The organism is Kitasatospora sp. MAP5-34 (assembly GCF_029894335.1).
GTDB lineage: Bacteria > Actinomycetota > Actinomycetes > Streptomycetales > Streptomycetaceae > Kitasatospora.
This window is the reverse complement of record NZ_JARXZC010000039.1, coordinates 16,827-39,277: the sequence shown is the minus strand read 5'-3', so window position 1 is coordinate 39,277 and position 22,451 is coordinate 16,827. Positions and strand designations below refer to the sequence as shown.

Genomic DNA, 22,451 nt, shown 5'->3' with positions numbered 1-22,451 from the left:
CACCGCCGCCCGGGGCCGACCGCCGCCGGGGTCTGCCCCCGTGGCCGCTCCGCGCGTCAGAACGCCGCGCGTACCGCTCCGACCACGGCGCCGCCGCCGTGCAGCGGCTCGGTGCCGATCCGGTCGATCGTGCCGTCCGGGGTCTCGACGCCGATTCGGCGCAGGGCCTCGGCCAGCACCGGTCCACGGGCCCGCTCGGCGCCGTCGTCGATCTTGAAGGCGAACGCCCGGCCATCCGGCAGCGCCACCACCTGGACGGCCTCGGCGCCCATCTTGGAGAGCGAGCCGGGCACCGCCCGCATCAGCCAGGTGTCGGCGCGGCGGCTGCCCGCGACGTACTCGGGGTGGGCCCGCATGGCGTCGGCCACCCGGCGCTGGGGGGTGCCGGGTTCGGCGGCGAGCAGCGAGCGGAAGCCCCGGGCCAGCCCGGTGAGCGAGACGGCCAGCAGCGGGGCGCCGCAGCCGTCCGTACCGACCTCCGTGACGGTCTCCCCGGTGGCCTCCTCGAGGGCCTCCCGGGCCAGCACCTGGATCGGGTGCGCCGGGTCGAGGTAGGTCGCGGTGTCCCAGCCGTTGGCGACACAGGCGGCGAGCCAGCCAGCGTGCTTGCCGGAGCAGTCCATCATGATCGGCCGGCGCTGCCCGCCGCCGCTGAGCAGGGCCTCTGCCTCGACCAGGTCGAGCGGCAGGTCGGGCGGCGTCTGCAGGGCGTCCTCGGTGAGCCCGGCCGAGGCCAGGATCTGCCGTACAGCGTCCCGGTGGAACGGTTCTGCGGAGTGGCTGGAGGCCGCGAGCGCGAGCAGCTCGCCCTCGATCGCGAGGCCCGCCCGCAGGGTGGCCACGGCCTGGAACGGCTTGGCACAGGAACGCGGGAAGAGCGGGGCGGCCGGGGTCCCGAGTGCGAACTCGACCGAACCGTCGGCGGCGAGCTGCACCAGCGAACCACGGTGGTGGCCCTCGACGAAGCCGGAGCGTATGACTTCGGCGAGAACGGGCAGAGCGGAGGACTGCGGCATCGGAATGCTCCACGGTGAGGGTGGCCGGGTGGGGGTCCGCACGGCCCGCACCGCCCGCCTGCGGGTTCAGCCGCCGGTGAGCAGGTCGTCGACCCGCGCTTCCCCTTCACGGTACCTGCGGGTGATTTCCGCGCTGCAGTCGTCCGCCGTCCGTTGCAGCACCTGCCGTCGGCCGGAGACCTCCCGCTCGTGGAGGGCGAGCCGCTCGACCGCGTCCAGCAGCTCGGCCGTCGGGTGCGCGCCGAGGTCGGCGAGCTGGACGTCGCCCATCAGCACGTCGGCCTCGCGCTGGTACCGCTCGCCGCGCGGCGGCCCGAGCGTGAGGTGCCGGGCGGGCCGCCGGACCAGGGACGGCGCGTCGGCGAGGATGGCCGGCAGCCGGTCGAGCAGCTCCCCGGACCGCTCCGGGAGTTCGACCGAGGACGCCGCCACCGAGGCGAGCCGCACCCGACGCCGGTCCAGCTCGGCCCGCAGGATGTCCATCCGTCCCTGCAACAACCGCCGCAGGTACGAGAGATCGGCCTCCTGTTCGTGCGCGTCGCGGCGGAGCAGTCTCAGCTGCTCCAGGCCGAGCCCGGCGAACCCGTGCGGCTGATCAGACTGCTCATGGGCCGTGCTGTCCTGGGCCGTGCTGCTCGCGTCCATCAACCAACCACCTGCCACTGTCCTGGTCACGCTGTCCGATGCCCCCGCCCCACGGCGCCCGTCGCACCGTGCGTTGTCCCCGTCGGGCTACCGCCCGCCCGGGCCTTTCCCCGCGCCCGTCCTGCGCCTGTCGGTCCGTTGCCGGTCCCGGTCTGCTGCACGTCGGAACGCCCCCGTTGGTTCCCCCGGAAGACCGGTACCACCCACCCGAGCGACCCCGACCGAAACTGTTGTTCGATCTGGTCGAGCGCGCCATGCCGACGCGCCATACCTCCGTACCGCCCACAGCGTGCCACCCCGGCCGGTGCGGCGCACCGCTCGTGCACCCGAACGGCCCCCTGGCGAAGGGGGGTGGCTGATACGACAGCGGCAATCCCCTGGCAGCGCCACCGCGCCAGGGGCGCGCACCGCACCACCCCGGCGCGCGCGGATGGCTTGCGCGCCTCCGGCAGAATGGCCGCATGCGAGCAGTGGTGCAGCGGGTGGCCGAGGCCAGGGTGACGGTGGACGGCGAGACCGTCGGATCGATCGAGGGGCCGGGGCTCTGCGCCCTGGTGGGCGTGACCCACGAGGACACCCCCGCCAAGGCCGCCCAACTGGCCCGGAAACTCTGGACACTGCGACTCTTCGACGGCGGCGAGGGCGGGATCGAGCAGTCCTGCTCGGACCTCGGCGCACCGCTGCTGGTGATCAGTCAGTTCACCCTGTACGGCGACGCCCGCAAGGGGCGCCGCCCGACCTGGAACGCCGCCGCACCCGGCCCGGTCGCCGAGCCGCTGGTCGACGCGGTGGTGGCCGAACTCCGGGCGCTCGGCGCCAAGGTGGAGACGGGCAGGTTCGGCGCGGACATGAAGGTGGCGCTGGTGAACGACGGACCGTTCACGGTGCAGCTGGAGGTCTGAGCGAAACCACAGCAGGGCGTGGGGAGCTGTGGGCGCAACCGTGCACCTTCGTTGTGCCTCGGTCGCGCAGTTCCCCGCGCCCCTGTTGTGGTTGCCCCTGTTGTGGTTGCCGCTACTGGGGAACGATGACGTCCTGCGAGGCCGGCACCGTACCGGCCAGCAGGATCGCGTCCAGCGGGACGTTCCGCTTGACGATCGCCAGCGCGACCGGGCCCAACTCGAAGTGGCGGGCCGAGGAGGTCACGAAGCCGAGCGCCCGGCCGTCCGGGTCGGCGGCGAGCCGCACCTCGGTGCCGTGCGGGGGCAGCACCTCCTCGGTGCCGTCCAGGTGCAGGAAGACCAGGCGGCGCGGCGGCTTCCCCAGGTTGTGGACGCGCGCGACGGTCTCCTGCCCCCGGTAGCAGCCCTTCTGCAGGTGCACGGCGGTGCTCAGCCAGTCCACCTCGTGCGGGATGGTGCGGTGGTCGGTCTCGAAGCCCAGGCGCGGCCGGTGCCCCTCGACCCGGAGTGCCTCGTACGCCCAGATCCCGGCGGCCGGGCCGTACCCCTCGGCGAGCTTCGCCAGCTCGGCGCGGGGCAGGAACAGGTCACGGCCGTACGGGAGTTCGCGAACGGCGGCGGCGCCCTCGGCGGAGGCGGCGGACCCGGCGGGCAGGTACACCACGGCGTAGTCGGCGGTCGCGTCGGCGACCTCCACCCGGTACATGAACTTCATGCTCTCCAGGTACGCGAGCAGCGCCTGCCGGGTGCCCGGTTCGACGTGCGCCCAGGTCGTCGTGCCGTCGTCCACCAGGTAGAGGGCGTGCTCGACGTGCCCGTTCGGGGAGAGGATGAGCGCATCGGTTGCCTGCTGCGGCGGGAGCGCGCTCACGTGCTGGGTGAGCAGCAGGTGCAGCCAGCTCAGCCGGTCCGGGCCGGTCACCGTCAGCACGCCTCGGTGCGAGAGATCCACGAAGCCACGGCCCTCGGCCAGTTCGCGCTGTTCGCGGAAGATGTCGCCGTAGTGCGCGGCCACACCCTCGTCGGCGCCCTCGGCGGCCACGGCACCGGGCAGGGACAGGAGCGGGCTCTTCGTACCGGTCATACCGGTCAGCTTACGGCTACCGGTCGGGCTGCTCCGCGCAGTGGTTGCCAAGACCGGCCCCCTACCGGCGGACGGTCTCCGCCCGCGCGTCCGTCAGTTTGGCGCTGCAGTCGGCGCAGCGGCCGAAGATGGCGAAGTGCTTGAGGTCGGTGTCGAAGCCGTGCTGCTCGCGCAGGCTCTCGATCAGCGGCGCGGCGATCGCGGTGTCGGTCTCGGTGACCTGGTCGCAGTCCCGGCAGACCAGGTGCAGATGGGTGTGCCGGCCCGCCAGGTGGTACGTGGGGGCGCCGTGGCCCAGGTGCGCGTGCGAGACCAGCCCGAGCTCCTCCAGCAGCTCCAGCGTCCGGTACACGGTGGAGATGTTGACCCCGCTCGCGGTCAGCCTGACCTGTCCGAGGATCTCGTCCGGGGTCGCGTGGTCGAGGACGTCGACGGCCTCCAGCACCAGCTGGCGCTGAGGCGTGAGGCGGTACCCACGCTCGCGCAGGTCCACCTTCCAGTCGGAGCCCTGGAGGTCGGTGGAGGTGCCGGTCTTCGCCACAGTGCAGTCCCTGCCCGGATCGAGGTCGTGAGAACAAGTGTAGGGACCGGTCGGCCGACCGGTCCCTACCTTGACGTGCACAGAGTTCGGACGTTCAGCGAACCCGAACGTTCACGAGGCTCAGCGGAAGAACGCGATGCCGTCGTCCGGCAGGTCCGCGATGTCCTGGATCAGCTTCGCCTGGTTGAGCACCTTCTTCAGCTGCCCCGACATGTACGGGCGCAGCGGGACCTCCGGAGCGGCCTTCTCGCCGACCCAGAGCAGCTCCTCGTTGACCATGCCGTAGAGGCGCTTGCCGCCGGTGTACGCGGCCGAGCCCTCGATCCGGGCGACCGCGTCGGTGGCGACGTCGATCTGCGGCTTGCCGTCGTGCAGCTTGCCGTACCAGATCTCGACGGTGCCGTCGTCACGGACGGACGAGATCTCGATCTCGCGCTCGCCGGTGGCGCCGTGCTGGTTGCTGGTCACCCGCCAGAAGGAGTGCTCGTTCTCCAGCGGACGGACCTTCTCGCCCTCGTTGTCCAGCACCCAGGTACGGGAGCGGAACTCCAGGAAGGGCCGGCCGTCGTGCCGGAAGATGATCTCCTGGCCGAAGTTGCACTTCTCGGAGCCGGGGAAGTCGTAGACGCCCGCGCCCTCCCAGGTACCCAGGAGGAAGGCGAGCGGGACGACGTCCTTGTGGAGGTCTGAGGGAATCTCGATCATGGTCCTGGTCACTGTCGTCGGTGGGGGGCTTGCGTCAACCGTACGGCAGGCTGGGTCAGCGCTGGCCCTGGTACAGCTTCATCACGGAGAAGACGGCGAACCAGGTGATCAGCACGGCCATGAGGGCCAGCAGACCGTCGAAGAACCATTCCAGGGTGGTCACGGGGCACTCCCAGTTGCGGCGGTAGGCGGGGTGAAGGCGGGTGGTACGACGCCGCTGAGTCTATCCGTCGGCTACCGGGTGTCGCAGTGGGCGGTCCCGGTGAGCCCCGACACGTCGCGCCGGCCCGTCCGGGGCCGGTCCGGTGACCGGTCCAGGGCCCGGTCTAGGGTGGCGGCATGTCGAAGAAGCTGGTCATCAAGGTCACGGCCGGAGCGGACGCGCCGGAGCGCTGCTCGCAGGCGTTCACGGTGGCGGCGGTCGCCGTCGCCAGCGGGGTCGAGGTGTCGCTCTGGCTGACGGGCGAGGCGTCGTGGTTCGCGCTCCCCGGGCGGGCGGCCGAGTTCGAACTCCCGCACGCGGCCCCGCTGCCCGACCTGCTGGACTCGATCCTGGCCGTCGGGACGGTGACCCTGTGCACGCAGTGCGCGACGCGGCGCGGCATCGTCCAGGAGGACACCGTCGAGGGTGTCCGGATCGCGGGCGCGCAGGTCTTCGTCAGCGAGATCATGGCCGACGGGGTGCAGGCACTCGTCTACTGACCACCGCCGCTCACGGGCCCGGTTCGTGGTCCGGGTGGTCACGGTCGTGGCCGGGGTCGTCCCAGCCCGGGTTGTCCCAGCGGGGGTCGTTCCACCAGTCGTCGTCCGGGTCCCGCTTGTTGGCGAAGACCGCCGCGAGCGGGGGGATGACCATGGCGAAGACGCACATCCCGATCGCCGCCGGTACCGAGACGAAGCGCACGACGCCCCACGCCAGGACGAACGTGCCGATGCAGCAGCCCATCATGACGAAGTAGCGGACATGCCTCTGGTGTGCCTGCACAGCTCCACGGTACGGCCGAAGGCCCCTGCCGCAGCAGGGGCCTTCGAGACGATTCGCGGGCGGTCGTCGGAATACTCAGACCGCGATCGCGACCTCGGTCGGGCTGCCGCCCTGGGAGGCGACCACCTGACGGTCGACGGTCGCGCCGGGCACCAGGGCCCGCAGCGTCCACTTGCCCGGGCGGGCGAAGAAACGGAACTGTCCGGTCGCCGAGGTCGGGACCTCGGCGGTGAACTCGCCGCTCTCGTCGAGCAGTCGGACGTAACCGTTGACCGGCTCCCCGTCCCGGGTCACCGACCCCTGAATGACAGTCTCCTTCGCCACGTCAATACCTTCCAGATCCGGGCCGCCGGCCTTTGCACCGCACATGTCTGTGTCTCCCTCTTCGACTTACGACTTACGGAGCCGGGGCTCAGTTACCGAGCTCGATCGGCACGCCGACGAGGCTGCCGTACTCGGTCCAGGAACCGTCGTAGTTCTTGACGTTCGGCTGGTCGAGCAGCTCGTGCAGCACCAGCCAGGTGAGCGCGGAGCGCTCGCCGATGCGGCAGTAGGCGATGGTGTCCTTCGACAGGTCGACGCCCTCCGCCTGGTACAGCTCGCGCAGCTCGTCGTCGCTCTTGAAGGTGCCGTCGTCGTTGGCGTTCTTCGCCCACGGGATGTTGCGGGCGGACGGGACGTGGCCCGGACGCTGCGACTGCTCCTGCGGGAGGTGGGCCGGGGCGAGCAGCTTGCCCGAGAACTCGTCGGGCGAGCGGACGTCGATCAGGTTCAGCTTGCCGATCGCGGCCAGGACGTCGTCCCGGTAGGCGCGGATCGAGGTGTCCACGGCCTTGGCCCGGTACTCGGTGGCGGCGCGCTCGGGGACGGCGGCGACCAGCTCGCGGGAGTCGAGCTCCCACTTCTTGCGGCCACCGTCGAGCAGGCGGACGTTGCTGTGGCCGTACAGCTTGAAGTACCAGTACGCGTAGCTGGCGAACCAGTTGTTGTTGCCGCCGTACAGCACGACGGTGTCGTCGTTGCCGATGCCCTTACGGCTGAGCAGCGCCTCGAAACCGGCCTGGTCGACGAAGTCGCGGCGGACCGGGTCCTGGAGGTCCTGCTTCCAGTCGATCCGGACGGCGTTGCGGATGTGGTTCTTCTCGTACGCGGTGGTGTCCTCGTCGACCTCGACGACGACAACCTTCGGGTCGTCCAGGTGTGCCTGGACCCAGTCGGCGTCTACCAGGACGTCAGCGCGGCTCATGGTGATGTTCTCCATCCGGGGGCGGTTGGCGGAAGAGGCTGTTCGGGTGCTCGACTCACGTGCTCGGCGTCCGTCACGTCCGAACTTCTGTCCGAATGTCGAGACAGGACGGTTGTGCGGGTGGCACCGTGCGGTTGATCGGGGGGTGCCGGGTGTGTCGGTGACCTGCGGCGCAAGCGTGCCAGGTCAGACCACGGGCAAGGGGTGGGGCGGGCCGGAAATGCCGGTCAGAACCGCCCTGTCAGCGCATTCGACACAGGCAGGCGGACACGCGGCACAGGTCTACCGCCCGCCGCTTCGTGAGATCCGCCTGTCGCTTCATGTCGACGATGCTAGGGACATGTGCCGCCGCCTGTCATCACCGTATCGAATATCGAGACAGATTTATCCGAATGGCGAGATTTACCAGAGTCCGGCGGTGCGGTGCCCGGAATCGGGGCCTGCAGCAGCCCCCGTGCGGCGGAACGGGACCGCTCCGCGAGACGCTGGTGGACGGTGCGTCTCGCGGAGCGGGATGGCCGGCTGCGACCGATGGACCCGAATGGGCTGAATGGGCCGAGTGGGCCGAGTGGGCCGAATGGGGCAGCCGAGGCGGCCGGATCAGCCGATCAGCTTGAGGTTGGTGCCCTGGAAGGCGAGCAGCAGCCCGTCCTGCTGCGGGGTCGCGGCGGCCAGGCTCAGCCCGGCCGGCAGGTCGGTCAGGGTGAAGCTGCGCGGGCCGAGCGCCGCGTTCGCCTGGCCGCTCAACAGGGAACCCATACCGGCGAGTTGGAAGCCGTCCGCCGTGATGGTGTTACCGCTGCTGTGCACGTTGCCCTGCCCGACCTCGACCCCCGCCACCGAGGCCCGCACCTTCCCCGGCCCGCCGTACGAGAGATCGACCCGTTCGGCGCCCTGGATCAGCTTGGCGACGTCCGGGTACGAGATCAGACCACTGCCCGTGCCACTGCGGACCGTCGCGCTGCGGTAGTCGCTGCCGACCTCGACCCCCGACAGCCGGGCGGTGAACGAGCGCAGCGCCGCCTGCTGCCGGCCGTCGCTCACCGTGACACCGTCACCCGAGAGGCGTACTGAGTCGAACGTGCCCGCCAGCGCCTGGGTGAGGAACGGGAAGCCGTCGATCGAGACGGTCGGCTTGCTGCTGAGCCGACCACTGCTGACCAGCTGCCCGGCCGCCTCGTCCTGGACGACACCGACCGCGACCCGGTCCGCCCCGACCAGCAGCCCGGCGAGCACCGCCAGACCGATCGTCATCTTCAGCAAGCCGCGCATCCGGTCCCCTTTGTGTGATCCCGTACGTCCGGACGTACGACGTACGACGCCGAGCGGTGGTTCCGGGCCGCTCCTTAGGGTCGCCCCCTCGGACCGCCCGGTCTCAGCCCGCGAGCAGGCGCGTGGTGATCCACACCAGCGGTGCCGCGAACGCGAGCGGCAGGGCGACCCCCGCCGTCAGGTGGACGAACCGGGACGGGAAGTCGTACGAGGCCACTCGGCGCCCGACCAGCGCGCCGACCCCGGCGGCCACCGCCACCGCCACGGGCACACCCGCGCCCAGCGCCGCAGCGCCCACGAGCAGCAGCGCCCCGGCCCCGGCCACCGGGCCAGGGAGGCGCAGCGCGTGCGCGAGCGCGGCCACCAGCACCGTCGCCGCGACCGCCACCACGGCGGCCAGGGCGTGCCCGCTCAGCAGCAGCACCGAGCAGAGCCCCGCCACCGCAGCGCCCGAGCCGAGCACCGTCAGGGCGTAGAACCGCTCCGAAGGGTCGGACGGGCGGAAGGTCTGCAGGACGAGCACAAGCAGCAGCGCCACGCCGAGCGCACCCAGCACCCCGGCCGCCCCGGCGCCGGCCAACACCGCCGCGTCGGCGGCGAAGCCGGCCAGCGCGGCCAGCGCGATGCCCTGCCGGGCCGGCCACATCCCGTTCAGCCGGAACCACCCGGCGGCGGTGAGCGCCTGCAGCACCGCGACCGTGACGGCCTGCGGCCCCGGCCCCACGGCCGCCCCCGCCGCCAGCAGCCCGGCCAGGGCCACGGTGAGCAGCGCGGGCAGCAGCCCCGGCTCGATCACCGGCGATCCGGTGCGGCCCACCAGTCCGGCGGCGGAAACGGGAGCGGGAACGGGAACGGGAGCACTGGTTGCGGGAGCGGTGGTCGCGGGAGCAGTGGTCGCGGGAACGGTGGTCGCAGGAACGGTGGTCGCGGGATTCGGAAGTGTCATCTCACCCGCCCGCGAACGGCGGCAGCACTTCGACCGAGCCGCCGTCGCTGAGCCGCACCGTGGCGTGGTCCCGGCCGCCGACCGGGTCGCTGTCCACCAGGTACGAGCAGTGGTCGAGTATCTGCAGCAGGCGCGGACGGTCCGCGTGGAGGGCGCGCACGGCCTGAAGTGCTTCAGCCAGTGTCGCCGCCCGGTACGGCTCCTCCCCGACGCCCGAGGCGGCCTTGGCGGCCGCCCAGTAGCGGACCACGCCGCTCACGGCGTGAGCCGTCGGCGCACTCTCCGTCACTCTCCCGGCTGAATTCTGCTCGGTGCCGGCATTCGCGGTCGCAACCATGGCAACCCTCCTCGTCGTCCTCGCCCGGTGCGGTGGCCTGGCCCTGTCTGCCGGTCACCCACACAAAAAGGTGTACACGTACCGTGCGGCCGGTGCGGCTCCCATGATGGACCGGGCGGACCCGGGGGCGGCAACCTCCCTGGTCGGCGGGGCGGTGCCCCGTTACCGGTCGGCGGGGCGGTGCCCCGTTACCCGGAGAACGCCCCGGACGTGTCAGGGGTCACGCCGCAGGCGGCCCGACCTGACGAAGCGGCGCCCTGCGCCCCTCCCACAGCGGGGAGTGGTCGGCTATTCTCGTGCCGTAAGGGATCCGGGCAGAGTCGCCCCCGGGTCCTTTTGCGCTTTCAGGACGCCAGCACGGACGCCCTCGCGTACCGGTCCCCCACCCGGACCGGCAGGCGAGGCCCGCCCCGGCGAAGCGGCACAACGAAGTGCGCGCGGTCAGCAGGGAGCGGCATGCCGGCGCCGGGTCACCACCCGGCGCGGAAGCAGACCGGAAGGTTCGCGGATGAGCAGATCGGTATCGGAGCAGCACGAGCATCAGGGGTTGCGGGACTCCTGGCACGCGCCCCGTACTGCGCTGCGCACCGGCGCATCCGCCGGATCTCACCCTGCGGACACGTCTCCCCCACCCCCCACGGGGTTTGCGCCTGCCGGTTGTGGCGGCAGCCGTACCCCCGTGACCGCGACGACCCGGAAAGGGGACTAACCGGGTATGAGTTCTCTCCTCCTGCTCACCAACGCACTGCAGCCCTCCGCTGAGGTGCTGCCCGCCCTGGGCCTGCTGCTGCACACCGTCCGAGTGGCGCCCGCCGAGGGTTCGGCCCTGGTCGACACCCCCAGCGCCGACGTCATACTGGTCGACGGCCGGCGCGACCTGCCGCAGATCCGGAGCCTCTGCCAGCTGCTGCGTTCGACCGGCATCGGCTGCCCGCTGATCCTGGTGGTCACCGAGGGCGGCCTCGCCGCCGTCACCGCCGAGTGGGGCATCGACGACGTCCTGCTCGACACGGCGGGCCCGGCCGAGGTCGAGGCGCGGCTGCGGCTGGCCATGGGCCGGATGCACGTGGTCGCGGACGACAGTCCGATGGAGATCCGGGGCGGCGACCTCACGGTCGACGAGGCCACCTACTCCGCCAAGCTCAAGGGCCGGGTGCTCGACCTCACCTTCAAGGAGTTCGAGCTGATCAAGTACCTGGCGCAGCACCCCGGCCGGGTCTTCACCCGGGCGCAGCTGCTCCAGGAGGTCTGGGGCTACGACTACTTCGGCGGCACCCGGACGGTCGACGTGCACGTCCGGCGGCTGCGCGCCAAGCTCGGGGTCGAGCACGAGCAGCTGATCGGCACCGTCCGCAACGTCGGGTACCGGTTCGTGGTGCCGGAGAAGGCCGACAAGGGCGAGCGCCCCGGCCTGGAGCAGCGGTCCACGGTCGCCAACGAGGTCTGACGGGAGCCGGGCTCGGCACAGGGGTCGCCGACGCCCGGCTTGTCCGCCAATATCCGGTATTGCGGTGTCCGGTCCGGCCATGTCCGATACCGTCCACGGGTAGTCGGCGGGATGTCACAGGTCACAGTCCCACTCGGGAGCGACCCGCGTAGACTCCCTCCGTGGCCAAGGTGACGCGCGATGATGTAGCCCGACTGGCTGGGACCTCGACTGCGGTCGTCAGCTACGTCATCAACAACGGGCCGCGCCCGGTCGCGCCCGCGACCAAGGAGAAGGTCCTCGCGGCGATCGAGGAACTCGGCTACCGGCCGAACTCCGTCGCCCAGGCGATGGCCTCCCGCCGGACCAACCTGATCGGCATGGTCGTCCCGGACGCCCGGCAGCCGTTCTTCGCCGAGATGGCACACGCGGTGGAACGCGCCGCCTCCGACCGGGGCAAGCTGGTCCTGATCGGCAACTCCGACTACGTCGACGACCGCGAGATGCACTACGTCCGCGCCTTCCTCGGCATGCGGGTCTCCGGACTGATCCTGGTCAGCCAGGGCGCCCCCCAGCAGGCGGCGAAGGAGTTCGCCGCCATAGAGGGGGCGAAGGTCGTCCTGCTGCACCGCCGGCCCGAGGCGATCGACGACGTCTCCGTGGTGACGGACGACGTCGGCGGCGCCGAACTGGCCGTCCGGCACCTGCTCGAGGTGCACGGGTACCCGTACGTGGTCTGCCTCGGCGGCCCGGTGGACACCCCCGTGCCCGGCGACCCGGTGATCGACCACGTCGAGGGCTGGCAGCGCGCGATGGACGCGCACAACCTGCCGACCGGGAAGTACCTCGTCGACGCCCCCTTCCACCGCTACGGCGCGTACCAGGTCGCGGTGGACCTGCTCAGCTCCCCCGACCGTCCGCGCGCCATCTTCTGCTCCACCGACGACCAGGCGATCGGCGTCCTGCGGGCCGCCCGCGAGGTCGGCCTGCGCGTCCCGGAGGACCTCGCGGTGGCGGGCTTCGACGACGTACCCGAGGCCGCGCTCGCCGACCCGCCGCTGACCACCGTCGCCTCGGACCGGGACGCGATGGCCCGGGCCGCCGTGGATCTGGTGCTGGACGACTCACTGATGGTCCCGGGATCGGACACCGAGCGGGTGCGGAAATTCCCATCGCGCCTGGTCGTACGACGTTCCTGCGGCTGCGGCGGGAGCGCTGGGGTTGACGGGAAGTAAGGCCCGGCGGTCCCTCCGCTGACCAGGCTTTATGAGAAGTCAACGGGCTTCTCGGCTCCTTCTGACCCACCTCTCATCGGGCCTTAATGATCCGGGCGGACCTTGGACCCATGAGCGACCAGCACCGCACCTCCGATGAGCAGGCCACACCCGGTTCGCACGGCTACGCGGGCTGGCAGCCGCCGCAGCCGCCCCGGCTGGACGGGACGTCGTACCAGTCGGCGCCCGAGTCCCCGTACTCCTACCCGGCGCCGGCGGAACCGCCGACCCAGGGCGGCTTCGACGGGTCCGAGCCGCCCAACCCGCCCGAGGCGGGCAGCACCGCTCCGCAGGGCGGGCACGCCCGGCGCGGACTGCTGAAGGGCCGGCTGGCCCTGGTCGCCGCCGTGGCCACCATCGCCGCCCTGCTCGGCGGCGTCACCGGCGGAGTGATCGCCGAGCGGCGCGACGCCTCCGCGAGCAGCAGCGCGGCCACCATCGTCAGCCCGGTCTCGATCAACTCCAACGGGACCGCCAACATCTCCGCCATCGCCGCCGCCGTCTCGCCGAGCGTCGTCCAGATCGTCGTGAAGACCAGCACCGGCACCTCGACCGGCACCGGCGTGATCCTGACCCCGGGCGGCCAGATCCTGACCAACTTCCACGTGATCTCCGGCGCCGTCAACGGCGACGGCCAGATGACCGTCACCTTCAAGGACGGTTCCACGGTGAGCGGTTCGGTGACCGGTACCGACAAGGCACTGGACGTCGCCGTGGTCACCGCCGCCGGCGTCAGCGGCCTCACCCCGGCCACGCTCGGCAACTCCGCCGGCGTCGCGGTCGGCGACCAGGTGGTGGCGATCGGCAACCCCGAGGGCCTCACCGGCACCGTCACCTCGGGCATCATCAGCGCCGAGAACCGCCAGGTCAGCGTGCAGGTCGACGAGGGCTCCACCCGGAGCAACGGCGGCTTCGGCTTCCCGAACCTGCCGGGCCTGAACGGCCTGCCCGGGCGCTCCTCCGGCTCGTCCTCCGGCTCCTCGGCGGACACCGCCACCTACAAGGCCTTCCAGACCGACGCCGCGCTCAACCCCGGCAACTCCGGCGGCCCGCTGATCAACGCCAACGGCCAGGTGATCGGCCTCAACTCCGCGATGTACTCGTCCAGCAACTCCAACTCGACGGCGGACACCAGCGCGGGCAGCGTCGGCCTCGGCTTCGCCATCCCGATCAACGACATCAAGCAGGTTCTGCCCAAGCTCCAGGCCGGCCAGAACCTCTAGCCGGCACCCGCGTCCGTCGTCCGGACGGTCCCTCCCGGGGCCGTCCGGACGACGGACAATGGCAACAACTCAACCGGCCGTACCGCACCGCACCGCACCTCACCGCAGCTCATGGACTCAGAAAGGGCCCGCGCCCATGACTCCCCCCGCCGACGACCGCACCCCCGCCGAGGGCCCGGGCGCCCCCGCCCGACTTCTGGTGGTCGACGACGAGCCCGCGCTGCGGGACGCCCTCGAGAGCAGCCTCGCGTTCGAGGGCTACGAGGTCATCACCGCCACCGACGGGTACGAGGCCCTGGACGCCGTCGAACGCGAACGCCCCGACCTGGTCCTGCTCGACATCATGATGCCCCGGATGGACGGCCTCACCACCGTCCGCCGGATGCGCTCACGCGGCGACACCGCGCCCGTCCTGATGCTCACCGCCCGCGACGCCGTCGGTGACCGCGTCACCGGCCTGGACGTCGGCGCGGACGACTACCTCGCCAAGCCCTTCGAACTCGACGAGCTGCTCGCCCGCGTCCGCGCCCTGCTCCGCCGCAACGCCATCGCCGCGGAGGCCGCCCGCGCAGCCGTCGAGGAGGACGACAGCGAGGTCCTCGCCTTCGCCGATCTCCGGATGAACACTGCGACCCGCGAGGTGACCCGCGAGGGCAAGCCGATCGAGCTGACCCGGACGGAGTTCATGCTGCTGGAGATGTTCCTGTCGCACCCCCGGCAGGTCCTGACCCGCGAACAGATCCTCAAGGCGGTCTGGGGCTTCGACTTCGAACCGTCCTCCAACTCGCTGGACGTGTACGTGATGTACCTCCGCCGCAAGACCGAACAGGGCGGCATGCCCCGCCTGATCCAGACCGTCCGTGGCGTCGGCTACGCGCTCCGGGCCGCGACCGGCGCGTCGGCGTGAAGCCCTGGCACCGACTGACGGGCTGGTTCCGCGGGCGCTCCCTCCGGAGCCGCCTCGCCATGCTCACCGCCGCGGCGGTCGCGGTGGCGATCGCGCTGTCGGCGCTGGCGTGCTGGTTCGTTGTCGAGCGCCAGGTCTACCAGCAGGTCAAGACGGGCCTGGCCGCAGTTCCGGCTCCCGCGCAGCTCCAGCTTGCAGACGGCAGACCGATTCCGACGTTCCCCTTCTGCAATACCAGTCCAGCAGCTGTCCAAACTGCCGTGGCCAGTACCCGACCGGGCCATCGCGGACCGGACGGCGGTCTCCACCGAGGCGACCAGTCCAGCTCCGAGGGCATCTTCGGCCCCTCCAGGGTGTGTCTCCCGTGGGGGGCTACCAAGGGCATCAACACCGTCTCGTCCGACCTGGATGCACTCAGCACCGGCAGCACGAAGATCACTTACCGAAGTGGCAGCTTCGTCGACGGCACGCCGGCCACAGTACGAGTAGCCCTCACAAGTGATCCTCTGACCGGGGAGCCCTATGTCCTGCTGACCGCCGCACCGTTGTCGTACGCCCAGGACTCCCTTCGAACGCTCGCCCTGATCCTGCTCGGCGTTGCCGCCCTAGGCGTGGTCGGAGCCGGTGTCACCGGGCGGATAGTGGCCCGGTCAGCACTCAAGCCCGTGGACGACCTCACGGACGTGGTCGAGCACATCGCCCGTACCGAGGAGGTCGGCTCGACCATCCCCGTGCACGGGAACGACGAGATCGCCCGGCTCGCCGCCTCGTTCAACTCGATGAGCACCGCGCTCGCCAACTCCCGTGACCGCCAGACCAGGCTGATCGCCGACGCCGGGCACGAGCTGCGGACACCCCTCACCTCACTCCGTACCAACGTCGACCTGATGATCCGCAGCGACGACACCGGCCGCCCGCTGCCGCCGGCCACCCGCACCAAGCTGCTCGGCAACATGAAGGCCCAGATGCAGGAACTCACCCTCCTCATCGGCGACTTGCTCCAGCTCTCCCGCCCGGACTCCCCCAAGCCCGGCCAGAACCGCACCGTCGTCGCCCTGCACGAGATCGCCGACCGCGCGGTCGAACGGGCCCGGCTGCGCGGCCCGGGCCTGGTCTTCGACCTCGACATCAACCCCTGGTACGTGCACGGCGACGGCGCCGCCCTCGAACGCGCCGTGATCAACCTGCTCGACAACGCCGTCAAGTACAGCCCGCCCGGCGGATCCATCCAAGTAGCCCTCCAGCAGGGCGTACTGACCGTCCGCGACCATGGCCCGGGCATCCCGACGGACGAACTCCAGTACGTCTTCGACCGCTTCTGGCGCTCCCCATCCTCCCGCCAACTCCCGGGCTCCGGCCTCGGCCTGTCGATCGTCGCCCAGACGATCCGCGACACCGAGGGCGAGGTCTCCCTCGGCCCCGCCACCGACGGCGGCCCGGGCGCCCTGGCAACCGTCCGCCTCCCCGGCCAGGCCGACGTCCCGCAGTAACGCGAGGTGGGGGCGCCCTGACGGCCGTGTCCGCCCGGCGGCGCCCCCTCGCGCTTCTCCGTTCGAGTGAACAGAACCGTTTCTCCAGGTCAGATGGCTCAGCAGCACTGCAAGGCTCCGCGCTATGAGCAACGAGATCACCACCAAGGCCGGACTTCCCTCCCAGGCGACGGCCGGCGACCTGCCGCCGGGCTACAACGACCTGCTCGGGGACATCAAGGACGAGATCCGCACCACCCAGATCCGCGTCAAGCGGATCGTCAACACGGAGATGGTCTGCCACTACTGGCGGATCGGCCGGCTCATCCTCGACAGGCAGGAGGAGGAGGGCTGGGGAACCAAGGTCATCCGCCGGCTCTCGGTGGACCTGCAGACCACTTTCCCCGGCCAGCGCGGACTGTCCCCGCGGTCCCTCCGGTACATGCAGCACCTGGCCAAGAGCTGGCCCGAGGCAATTGGGCAACAAGCTGTTGCCCAATTGCCCTGGGGTCACATCACCGTTCTCCTGGACACCCTCGACGACCGTCTGACCAGGGACTTCTACGCCGCCCAGGCCGTGCAGCACGGCTGGTCGCGGGCCTTCCTGAGCAACATGGTGTCCAGCCAACTCCACCTCCGGCAGGGGATGGCTCTCACCAATTTCGACACGACCGTCCCCGAAGGTTCCGACCTGCTTCGCGAGATCACGCGCGATCCGTACCTGCTCGAGTTCACCCGGGTCGGCGCCGACCACGCCGAACGGGATCTGGAGGACGCCCTGGTCGACCACGTGGTCAGGTTCCTCCAGGAGCTCGGAGTGGGTTTCGCATTCGTCGGCCGGCAGTACCCGCTCGTGGTCGGCGATCAGGAGTTCCGGATGGACCTGCTCTTCTACCACCTGCGCCTGCACCGGTACGTGGTGATCGAGCTCAAAACCGTCCCTGCCCAGCCGGCCCACCTCGGCCAACTGAGCTTCTACACCGCCGTGGTGGACGACAAGGTCCGCGACCCCTCCCGGGACGACGCCACGCTCGGCATCCTGATCGCCGCCGACCGGAACAGCGAGGTCGTCCAGTACGCGCTGCGCGGCAGCACCCAGCCGATGGCGGTGAGCACCTACGCGACCCTGCCGCCCGAGATGCGGGCTCTGCTGCCGACCGATGCCGACCTGGCCCGGGTCACACACGAGGTGTTGAGGTCCCGGGAGTAGGAGCAGCCCAGGTGCCGACTGCCGGGCAGGCCAACATGCCGGACAACCGCTACGTCGAGGGCGGGCACCCAACCGGGTGTCCGCCCTCAATCACGTCCCGTCCTCAACCGTGCCAGGTACGTCAGACCCCCGGTTCGGCCGCCAACTGGGCTTCGGCGCGGTGGCGTTCGAAGACAGCGTCCTCGGTCATCGCGCGGTCGGTGTAGACCAGCGGGCGTTCGGCCTCGGTGATGATGTGCTTGACGACCTGGACGTTGCCGTTGACGTCCCAGACGGCGATGCCCGGGGAGAGGGTGGGGATGATCTCGACTGCCCAGCGGGGGAGGCCGAGAACGCGGCCGGTGGCTCTGGCCTCCTCCGCCTTCTGCATGTAGATGGTGCGGGTGGAGGCCATCTTGAGGATGGCGGAGGCCTCCTTGGCAGCGGCGCCGTCGACCACGTCGGAGAGGTGGTGGACCACTGCGACGAACGAGAGACCCAGGCGGCGGCCGAACTTCAGGAGCCGCTGGAAGAGTTGGGCTACGAACGGGCTGTTGATGATGTGCCAGGCCTCCTCGACCAGGAAGATGCGCTTCTTCCGGTCGGGACGGATCCAGGTGTGCTCCAGCCAGACCCCGACGATCGCCATCAGGATCGGCATCGCGATCGAGTTGCGGTCGATGTGCGAGAGGTCGAAGACGATCAGCGGGGCATCCAGGTCGATGCCGTCGGTGGTGGAGCCGTCGAACATGCCGCGCAGGTCGCCGTCGACCAGCCGGTCGAGCACCAACGCGACGTCCAGGCCCCAGGACTGGACGTCGTCCACGGCGACGCCGAGCGACTCGACGGAGGAGAGCTCGGGGCTGCGCAGCGTGTTGATGATGTCGTCGAGTACGGGCTGACGGTCCGTCACCGAAGCGATCACATGAGCGTGCGCGGCCTTCAACGCAAAACCCGCTCGCTCCTCCAGCCCCCGCCCCATCGCGACCTCGATGATGGTCCGCAGCAGCGACAGCTGGCCGGTGGTGGTGATCGCGGGGTCGAGCGGGTTGAGCTTGACGCCGCCGTCGCGGGCGGCCATCGGGTCGAGCCGGATGGACTTTATCCCCAGCGCGTTGGCGATCAGGTTCCACTCGCCGACGCCGTCCTCGCCCTGTGCGTCGAGCACCACGACCTGTCGGTCGCGGAACCGCAACTGCCGTAGCACGTAGGTCTTTTCGAGCGCCGACTTGCCGTTGCCGGATTCACCCAGCACCAGCCAGTGCGGGGCCGGCAGCTGCTGCCCGTACAACTGGAAGGGGTCGTAGACGTACCCCTTGCCGCTGTACACCTCGCGGCCGATGATCACGCCGGAGTCACCCAACCCCGGTGCGGCGGTTGGGAGGTAGACCGCCTGGGCCTGGCCGGTGGAGGTGCGGACGGGCAGCCGGGTGGTCTCCACCTTGCCGAACATCAGGCTGGTGAACGAGTCGGTGAGGTTGCCGATGGCCATGGCGGAGTCCTCCGGGAGAGGTCAGCGGCGGATGCCGGTGGCGAACGGGAGGGTGTTGACGAAGGCCCGGTGGTGCTCGCGGTCGCACCACTCCAGCTTGAGGTAACTCTTGCCCGCCGAGGCGCGGATGGTGCGCTTGTCGCGCGCCAGCGCCTCGGGGTTGCGGGAGGAGACGGTGATGTAGCCGACCAGGTTGACCCCGGCGGCGCCGGAGGCGAGGTCGTCGCCGCGCTGGTCGACCCGGCCGGTGTGGGCCAGGTCGCGCGGGTCGATCGTCCGGTTCATCTTGGCGGACCGGCTGGTCTCGGCGTCGTCGTTGGTCTTCTCGGTGAGCATCCGCTCGATCGCGACGTCGGTGGGCTCCAGGTCCATCGTGACGGCGACCGTACGGATCACGTCCGGAGTGTGGACCAGCAGCGGGGCAAGGAAGTTGACGCCGACCGGGGTCAGCGGCCACTCCTTGATCCAGGCAGTGGCGTGGCACCACGGCTCGCGCGTCACCGACTCGCGGGTCTTGGCCGTCAGGAACTGCGGGTGGGTGGCATCGAGTTCGGCCGGCCAGGCGTTCCGCTTGGACATCGCCTGGAGGTGGTCGATCGGGTGGTCCGGGTCGTACATCGAGTGCAGCAGCGAGGAGAGCCGGGCGTGGCCCAGCGGCTGCCGGACCCGGATGTCGGCCTCCGCCAACCGGGCGCAGATGTCGGTGAGTTCGCGGGCCATCACGGCGGCGAGGCCCTCGTCGTCCCTGGTCCGGGCGCTACCAGCCGTCCGGCCCATCGCGTGCGCCTCGGCGGCCAGGTCGCGGTTGTAGTGCATGCAGGCGACCAGGTAGGCGCGGTGCTGCTCGGAGGAGGTGGACACCATCGACTGGAGCTGGTCGTAACTGTCCTTGAGCCAGCCGGGCGCCTCGTCGTCGCCGCGCCGCTCGACGTCCTTGGCGTGCGCGTCCGGGTCGGCGGGCAGGGTGCGGGCCAGGATCTGCAGCCTGGTCACGAAGCCGTCGCCGTTGGCGACGTGCTTGAGCAGCGTGCCGAAGCGGTCGACCAGCGCCTCCTGGTCCTCGGAGTCGCGCAGGCCGACGCCGGGCCCCTCGATCTCGATCGCGGCGGTGACCGTCCGGCGCTCCAGGTGCATCAGCACCCCGACCTCGTCCGGGCCGAACGGCGCGGAGAGCCAGCGCAGCCGTCCGACGCCGGGCGGCGGGCCGACCTCGACCTCGCGCCCGTCCAGCCTGGTGCCGGCGTCGATCACCTCGGACTTCCAGAGTGCCCGCCCGCTGCGCACGGTGCGCCGGTACGTCCGGTTGATCTCCACCCAGCGGTAGAAGGTCCGGCGGCGGTACGGCACGTACACCGCCATGATGGCGAGCAGCGGCAGCCCGACCAGCCCGGCGATCCGCAGCGGCAGGATCGGCATCAGCAGGCCCCAGAGCATGCCGAGGAACGCGCCGAAGATGATCAGCACGATCTCGCCGGACTCACGGTTGCGGCCGATCGGCGCGTTCGGCCGGGACTTACCGATCAGATAGGTGCGGCGCTGGTGCACGTACGGCTGGGCGTACTGGGCACCGTAGCGGCTGAGCGGTTCACTGCTCACTTACCCGTCACCCTCCCTTCCCTGGATTGCTGGTCACTGGCGGGGCCTGCGGCGGAGGGACGGGAGTGCGGGTGGCGTGCGCGGCGATACCCGGGGCGACCGAGCCGCCGCCCGCGCCCCCACCGGAGCCCGAGGCGTTCGCGGTCTCCGCGCCGCCGCGCGAGCCGTGTGCGCTGATGCCCTGCTTCACCAGGTTGGCCGGCCCGTTGATCATCGCCGATCCTGCCGAGACGGCGCTCGCCCGCGCCGACCGCATGTGCAGCAGTTCGTCGCCGAAGCCGGGCACGAAGCGGTAGACCGAGGCGCTGGCGAAGATCGAGAGGAACAGGATGGCCAGCCCGGACAGGACCGTGGAGAAGTCGTTGCTCGCCCCGGCACCGGTGGCGACCGCCCCGGCGAGGCCGAGGATGATCACGATGATCGGTTTGGCCAGGTCGACCGCGATCATCACCCCGGCCCAGCGGCGGACGTGCTTCCAGAGCTGCTTGTCGACCAGCCCGGCGTACACGGCGGTGCCGAGCAGCGCGCCGACGTAGAGCATCGCGGCGCGGATCAGCAGCTCGAGCCAGAGCACGGCGGCGGCCAGCACCGCGACCAGCGAGATGATGATCAGGATCAGCGGGCCGCCGCCGATGGTGCCCTTCTCCAGGGTGTCCGCGAAGCCGCCGAGGTAGGTCCCGGTGTCGGACTTGGTGCCGGCCGCGATGGCCGTGGTGAGGCCGTCGGTGACGCTGACCACGGTGTAGAGGATCAGCGGGGTGAAGGCGGAGGCGACGACCGTCAGCCAGAGGAAGCCGACCGCCTCGGAGATCGCGGTGGTCAGCGGCGCGCCACGGACGGCCCGCTTGGTGACGGCCAGCAGCCAGAGCACCAGGGTGATCACGGTGGAACCGGCGAAGACCACGGCGTACTGCTGGAGGAAGGCGGCGTTGGTGAAGTCCACCTGGGTGGTGCCGTCGATCGCGCCGGAGAGCTGGCGGACCAGCCAGGCCGCGCCCTGCGCGCAGTCCTTGGCGAGCGCGCCGAGCGGGTCGGTCACGCTGGCGACCGTGCCGTTGCCGGGGATGACGGTCGCGCCGGCCGGGGCCTGCGCGCACGCCTTGTCGGCCGACGGGATCGGCAGGTTGATCTTGCAGCTCGGGCTCGCACCCGGGGTCGGATCGGCGAATACCTGACGGGCCGTCAGCAGCACCGTCAGCTGGAACACCGTCAACGCCCCGCCGAGCGCGGAGGCTCTACGCAAGAATGCTCGGTACCTGCCGTCAGCGGGCATAGCGGAAGCCTCCGAAGTCCTGGACGGCGCGGGTGATCTCGTCGGCGGTGGCGGCCTGCTGGTCGCCGGGTACGGGGGCCGGGCCCGACTGCTGGGCGAAGTCGGTGAGCTTCCAGTCGCTGCCCGTCCAGCGCAGGGTGACGGTGAGGGTGTACCAGTTCTCCGCGACGGGCTGGGTGGAGTGGTCACCCGCCAGCCCGACCAGGCCGGTGCACCAGACGTCCACCTTGGTGGCAGTGTCGGCGGAGTTGGTGGTCCTGGTGCCGACCGGGACGGTACGGCTGACGAAGGTCAGGCCCTTGGGCGCCTTGCCCTGGGCGTCCAGCCCGAACTTGGCGGCGGTGTCGGCGCTGAACGCCTGGTCCAGCCGGGCCTGCAGGGCGGGCGCGACGGTCGGGTCGGTGACGGTGGCGACGATGGCGTGCCGGGCGTCGGCCCGGAACATGTCGGCCGAGCCGATCGCAACGGCGTAGTTGGCGGCCGCCGACTGGGCGCCCTGGTCGGTGTGCGGGTAGCCGGTGCCGATGCCGTTGCTGGTCGTGGAGACGGGCTCCTGGCCGCTCGGCGCGGTGGCGCCGGCAGCGGGGGGCGCGGAGGACCCGGCGGGCCCGTTGACTCCGGCCTGGTCGGCCGAGGGGGTGGCCGGGTTCGGCTTGCCCCGGTTGGCGATCGAGATCGCCAACACCAGCAGGGTCACCACCACCAGAACCGTCAGCAGCGTGCGCAGCGGGCGGGACTGACGCCCGCTCGACTGGTAGACGGACTGCTCGCCGACCGGCAGCCGCGTACGGGTGTGCGGCTGGTCGTCGGACACCGGCACGGCGGCCCTCCTGGTGCGAGGGAGCCCAGGCGGGCCCCGAGGTCGGGTGCGCACCCGTACGGATACGCGACAGCCCCAGCGGGACGGCCTGGCCGTACCGCTG

Annotated in this window: 23 protein-coding genes; 8 read left to right on the top strand and 15 right to left on the bottom strand. The window is 71.0% G+C overall.

The annotated features are described in order from the left end of the window. Positions 1-56: 56 nt before the first annotated feature. Both P3T29_RS26305 and P3T29_RS26300 read right to left on the bottom strand, forming a co-directional pair. On the bottom strand, positions 57-1,016 hold the full coding sequence (locus P3T29_RS26305) for an asparaginase (protein WP_280719119.1): 960 nt from the start codon (positions 1,014-1,016) through the stop codon (positions 57-59). A 66-nt stretch (positions 1,017-1,082) separates the two neighbouring features. Beyond that, complete coding sequence (locus tag P3T29_RS26300) at positions 1,083-1,661, bottom strand: ABC transporter substrate-binding protein (protein WP_280719118.1); 579 nt, start codon at positions 1,659-1,661, stop codon at positions 1,083-1,085. Between the two features lie 461 nt (positions 1,662-2,122). Between P3T29_RS26300 and dtd the strand changes: the two genes are divergently transcribed. Beyond that, positions 2,123-2,563 carry a D-aminoacyl-tRNA deacylase gene (dtd, locus tag P3T29_RS26295; RefSeq protein ID WP_280719117.1) on the top strand — a complete coding sequence of 147 codons (441 nt, stop codon included), beginning with the start codon at positions 2,123-2,125 and terminating at the stop codon, positions 2,561-2,563. A 112-nt stretch (positions 2,564-2,675) separates the two neighbouring features. On the opposite strand, the gene P3T29_RS26290 is transcribed toward dtd, so the two are convergent. From P3T29_RS26290 to P3T29_RS26280, 3 genes are all read right to left on the bottom strand, one after another. Further along, on the bottom strand, positions 2,676-3,647 hold the full coding sequence (locus tag P3T29_RS26290) for a folate-binding protein (RefSeq protein ID WP_280719116.1): 972 nt from the start codon (positions 3,645-3,647) through the stop codon (positions 2,676-2,678). 61 nt (positions 3,648-3,708) lie between these two features. Then, positions 3,709-4,188, bottom strand: coding sequence for a transcriptional repressor (locus P3T29_RS26285; protein WP_280719115.1), 480 nt, complete (start codon positions 4,186-4,188; stop codon positions 3,709-3,711). A gap of 120 nt (positions 4,189-4,308) precedes the next feature. Then, positions 4,309-4,893, bottom strand: a complete 585-nt coding sequence (locus tag P3T29_RS26280; RefSeq protein ID WP_280719114.1) for an FABP family protein — start codon at positions 4,891-4,893, stop codon at positions 4,309-4,311. Positions 4,894-5,232: 339 nt separating this feature from the next. Between P3T29_RS26280 and P3T29_RS26275 the strand changes: the two genes are divergently transcribed. Continuing rightward, the gene (locus P3T29_RS26275; RefSeq protein ID WP_280719113.1) at positions 5,233-5,595 is read left to right on the top strand and encodes a DsrE family protein; all 363 of its coding nucleotides are present in this window, start codon (positions 5,233-5,235) and stop codon (positions 5,593-5,595) included. Positions 5,596-5,605: 10 nt separating this feature from the next. On the opposite strand, the gene P3T29_RS26270 is transcribed toward P3T29_RS26275, so the two are convergent. From P3T29_RS26270 to P3T29_RS26245, 6 genes are all read right to left on the bottom strand, one after another. Further along, positions 5,606-5,878, bottom strand: a complete 273-nt coding sequence (locus P3T29_RS26270; RefSeq protein WP_280719112.1) for a DUF3099 domain-containing protein — start codon at positions 5,876-5,878, stop codon at positions 5,606-5,608. A gap of 75 nt (positions 5,879-5,953) precedes the next feature. After that, entirely contained in the window at positions 5,954-6,247 is a 294-nt protein-coding gene (locus P3T29_RS26265; protein WP_280719111.1) for a DUF1416 domain-containing protein, read from the bottom strand. A gap of 43 nt (positions 6,248-6,290) precedes the next feature. Beyond that, on the bottom strand, positions 6,291-7,124 hold the full coding sequence (locus P3T29_RS26260; RefSeq protein ID WP_280719110.1) for a sulfurtransferase: 834 nt from the start codon (positions 7,122-7,124) through the stop codon (positions 6,291-6,293). 600 nt (positions 7,125-7,724) lie between these two features. Next, positions 7,725-8,396 (bottom strand): DUF2993 domain-containing protein, encoded by a 672-nt coding sequence (locus P3T29_RS26255; RefSeq protein WP_280719109.1) that lies wholly within the window; start codon positions 8,394-8,396, stop codon positions 7,725-7,727. A 103-nt stretch (positions 8,397-8,499) separates the two neighbouring features. Continuing rightward, on the bottom strand, positions 8,500-9,342 hold the full coding sequence (locus P3T29_RS26250) for a hypothetical protein (protein ID WP_280719108.1): 843 nt from the start codon (positions 9,340-9,342) through the stop codon (positions 8,500-8,502). A 1-nt stretch (position 9,343) separates the two neighbouring features. Beyond that, the gene (locus tag P3T29_RS26245; RefSeq protein WP_280719154.1) at positions 9,344-9,601 is read right to left on the bottom strand and encodes a MoaD/ThiS family protein; all 258 of its coding nucleotides are present in this window, start codon (positions 9,599-9,601) and stop codon (positions 9,344-9,346) included. Positions 9,602-10,394: 793 nt separating this feature from the next. On the opposite strand from P3T29_RS26245, the gene P3T29_RS26240 reads away from it, so the two are divergent. From P3T29_RS26240 to P3T29_RS26215, 6 genes are all read left to right on the top strand, one after another. Continuing rightward, complete coding sequence (locus tag P3T29_RS26240) at positions 10,395-11,126, top strand: response regulator transcription factor (protein WP_280719107.1); 732 nt, start codon at positions 10,395-10,397, stop codon at positions 11,124-11,126. 161 nt (positions 11,127-11,287) lie between these two features. Further along, the gene (locus P3T29_RS26235) at positions 11,288-12,340 is read left to right on the top strand and encodes a LacI family DNA-binding transcriptional regulator (RefSeq protein WP_280719106.1); all 1,053 of its coding nucleotides are present in this window, start codon (positions 11,288-11,290) and stop codon (positions 12,338-12,340) included. A 110-nt stretch (positions 12,341-12,450) separates the two neighbouring features. Further along, positions 12,451-13,602 (top strand): trypsin-like peptidase domain-containing protein, encoded by a 1,152-nt coding sequence (locus P3T29_RS26230; protein WP_280719105.1) that lies wholly within the window; start codon positions 12,451-12,453, stop codon positions 13,600-13,602. 136 nt (positions 13,603-13,738) lie between these two features. Further along, positions 13,739-14,509 carry a response regulator transcription factor gene (locus P3T29_RS26225; RefSeq protein WP_280719104.1) on the top strand — a complete coding sequence of 257 codons (771 nt, stop codon included), beginning with the start codon at positions 13,739-13,741 and terminating at the stop codon, positions 14,507-14,509. Positions 14,510-14,568: 59 nt separating this feature from the next. Continuing rightward, complete coding sequence (locus P3T29_RS26220) at positions 14,569-15,999, top strand: HAMP domain-containing sensor histidine kinase (RefSeq protein ID WP_280719103.1); 1,431 nt, start codon at positions 14,569-14,571, stop codon at positions 15,997-15,999. A gap of 124 nt (positions 16,000-16,123) precedes the next feature. After that, positions 16,124-17,188, top strand: a complete 1,065-nt coding sequence (locus P3T29_RS26215) for a PDDEXK nuclease domain-containing protein (RefSeq protein ID WP_280719102.1) — start codon at positions 16,124-16,126, stop codon at positions 17,186-17,188. A 121-nt stretch (positions 17,189-17,309) separates the two neighbouring features. Here P3T29_RS26215 and P3T29_RS26210 read toward each other — a convergent pair whose 3' ends face one another. The 4 genes from P3T29_RS26210 to P3T29_RS26195 are packed head-to-tail and all read right to left on the bottom strand — an operon-like array spanning position 17,310 to position 22,348. After that, complete coding sequence (locus P3T29_RS26210; protein ID WP_280719101.1) at positions 17,310-18,659, bottom strand: ATP-binding protein; 1,350 nt, start codon at positions 18,657-18,659, stop codon at positions 17,310-17,312. 21 nt (positions 18,660-18,680) lie between these two features. After that, entirely contained in the window at positions 18,681-20,255 is a 1,575-nt protein-coding gene (locus P3T29_RS26205) for an SCO6880 family protein (protein WP_280719100.1), read from the bottom strand. Between the two features lie 7 nt (positions 20,256-20,262). Next, on the bottom strand, positions 20,263-21,498 hold the full coding sequence (locus P3T29_RS26200) for a hypothetical protein (RefSeq protein ID WP_280719099.1): 1,236 nt from the start codon (positions 21,496-21,498) through the stop codon (positions 20,263-20,265). A gap of 19 nt (positions 21,499-21,517) precedes the next feature. Continuing rightward, positions 21,518-22,348, bottom strand: a complete 831-nt coding sequence (locus P3T29_RS26195) for a hypothetical protein (RefSeq protein WP_280719098.1) — start codon at positions 22,346-22,348, stop codon at positions 21,518-21,520. Positions 22,349-22,451 lie beyond the last annotated feature (103 nt).

What these genes read in the sequence shown, in the direction of transcription:
- P3T29_RS26305 (WP_280719119.1), bottom strand. Translation starts at nt 1,016, where the DNA reads ATGCCGCAGTCCTCCGCTCTGCCCGTTCTCGCCGAAGTCATACGCTCC.
- P3T29_RS26300 (WP_280719118.1), bottom strand. Translation starts at nt 1,661, where the DNA reads ATGGACGCGAGCAGCACGGCCCAGGACAGCACGGCCCATGAGCAGTCT.
- dtd (WP_280719117.1), top strand. Translation starts at nt 2,123, where the DNA reads ATGCGAGCAGTGGTGCAGCGGGTGGCCGAGGCCAGGGTGACGGTGGAC.
- P3T29_RS26290 (WP_280719116.1), bottom strand. Translation starts at nt 3,647, where the DNA reads ATGACCGGTACGAAGAGCCCGCTCCTGTCCCTGCCCGGTGCCGTGGCC.
- P3T29_RS26280 (WP_280719114.1), bottom strand. Translation starts at nt 4,893, where the DNA reads ATGATCGAGATTCCCTCAGACCTCCACAAGGACGTCGTCCCGCTCGCC.
- P3T29_RS26275 (WP_280719113.1), top strand. Translation starts at nt 5,233, where the DNA reads ATGTCGAAGAAGCTGGTCATCAAGGTCACGGCCGGAGCGGACGCGCCG.
- P3T29_RS26265 (WP_280719111.1), bottom strand. Translation starts at nt 6,247, where the DNA reads ATGTGCGGTGCAAAGGCCGGCGGCCCGGATCTGGAAGGTATTGACGTG.
- P3T29_RS26260 (WP_280719110.1), bottom strand. Translation starts at nt 7,124, where the DNA reads ATGAGCCGCGCTGACGTCCTGGTAGACGCCGACTGGGTCCAGGCACAC.
- P3T29_RS26255 (WP_280719109.1), bottom strand. Translation starts at nt 8,396, where the DNA reads ATGCGCGGCTTGCTGAAGATGACGATCGGTCTGGCGGTGCTCGCCGGG.
- P3T29_RS26250 (WP_280719108.1), bottom strand. Translation starts at nt 9,342, where the DNA reads ATGACACTTCCGAATCCCGCGACCACCGTTCCTGCGACCACCGTTCCC.
- P3T29_RS26240 (WP_280719107.1), top strand. Translation starts at nt 10,395, where the DNA reads ATGAGTTCTCTCCTCCTGCTCACCAACGCACTGCAGCCCTCCGCTGAG.
- P3T29_RS26230 (WP_280719105.1), top strand. Translation starts at nt 12,451, where the DNA reads ATGAGCGACCAGCACCGCACCTCCGATGAGCAGGCCACACCCGGTTCG.
- P3T29_RS26225 (WP_280719104.1), top strand. Translation starts at nt 13,739, where the DNA reads ATGACTCCCCCCGCCGACGACCGCACCCCCGCCGAGGGCCCGGGCGCC.
- P3T29_RS26220 (WP_280719103.1), top strand. Translation starts at nt 14,569, where the DNA reads ATGCTCACCGCCGCGGCGGTCGCGGTGGCGATCGCGCTGTCGGCGCTG.
- P3T29_RS26215 (WP_280719102.1), top strand. Translation starts at nt 16,124, where the DNA reads ATGAGCAACGAGATCACCACCAAGGCCGGACTTCCCTCCCAGGCGACG.
- P3T29_RS26210 (WP_280719101.1), bottom strand. Translation starts at nt 18,659, where the DNA reads ATGGCCATCGGCAACCTCACCGACTCGTTCACCAGCCTGATGTTCGGC.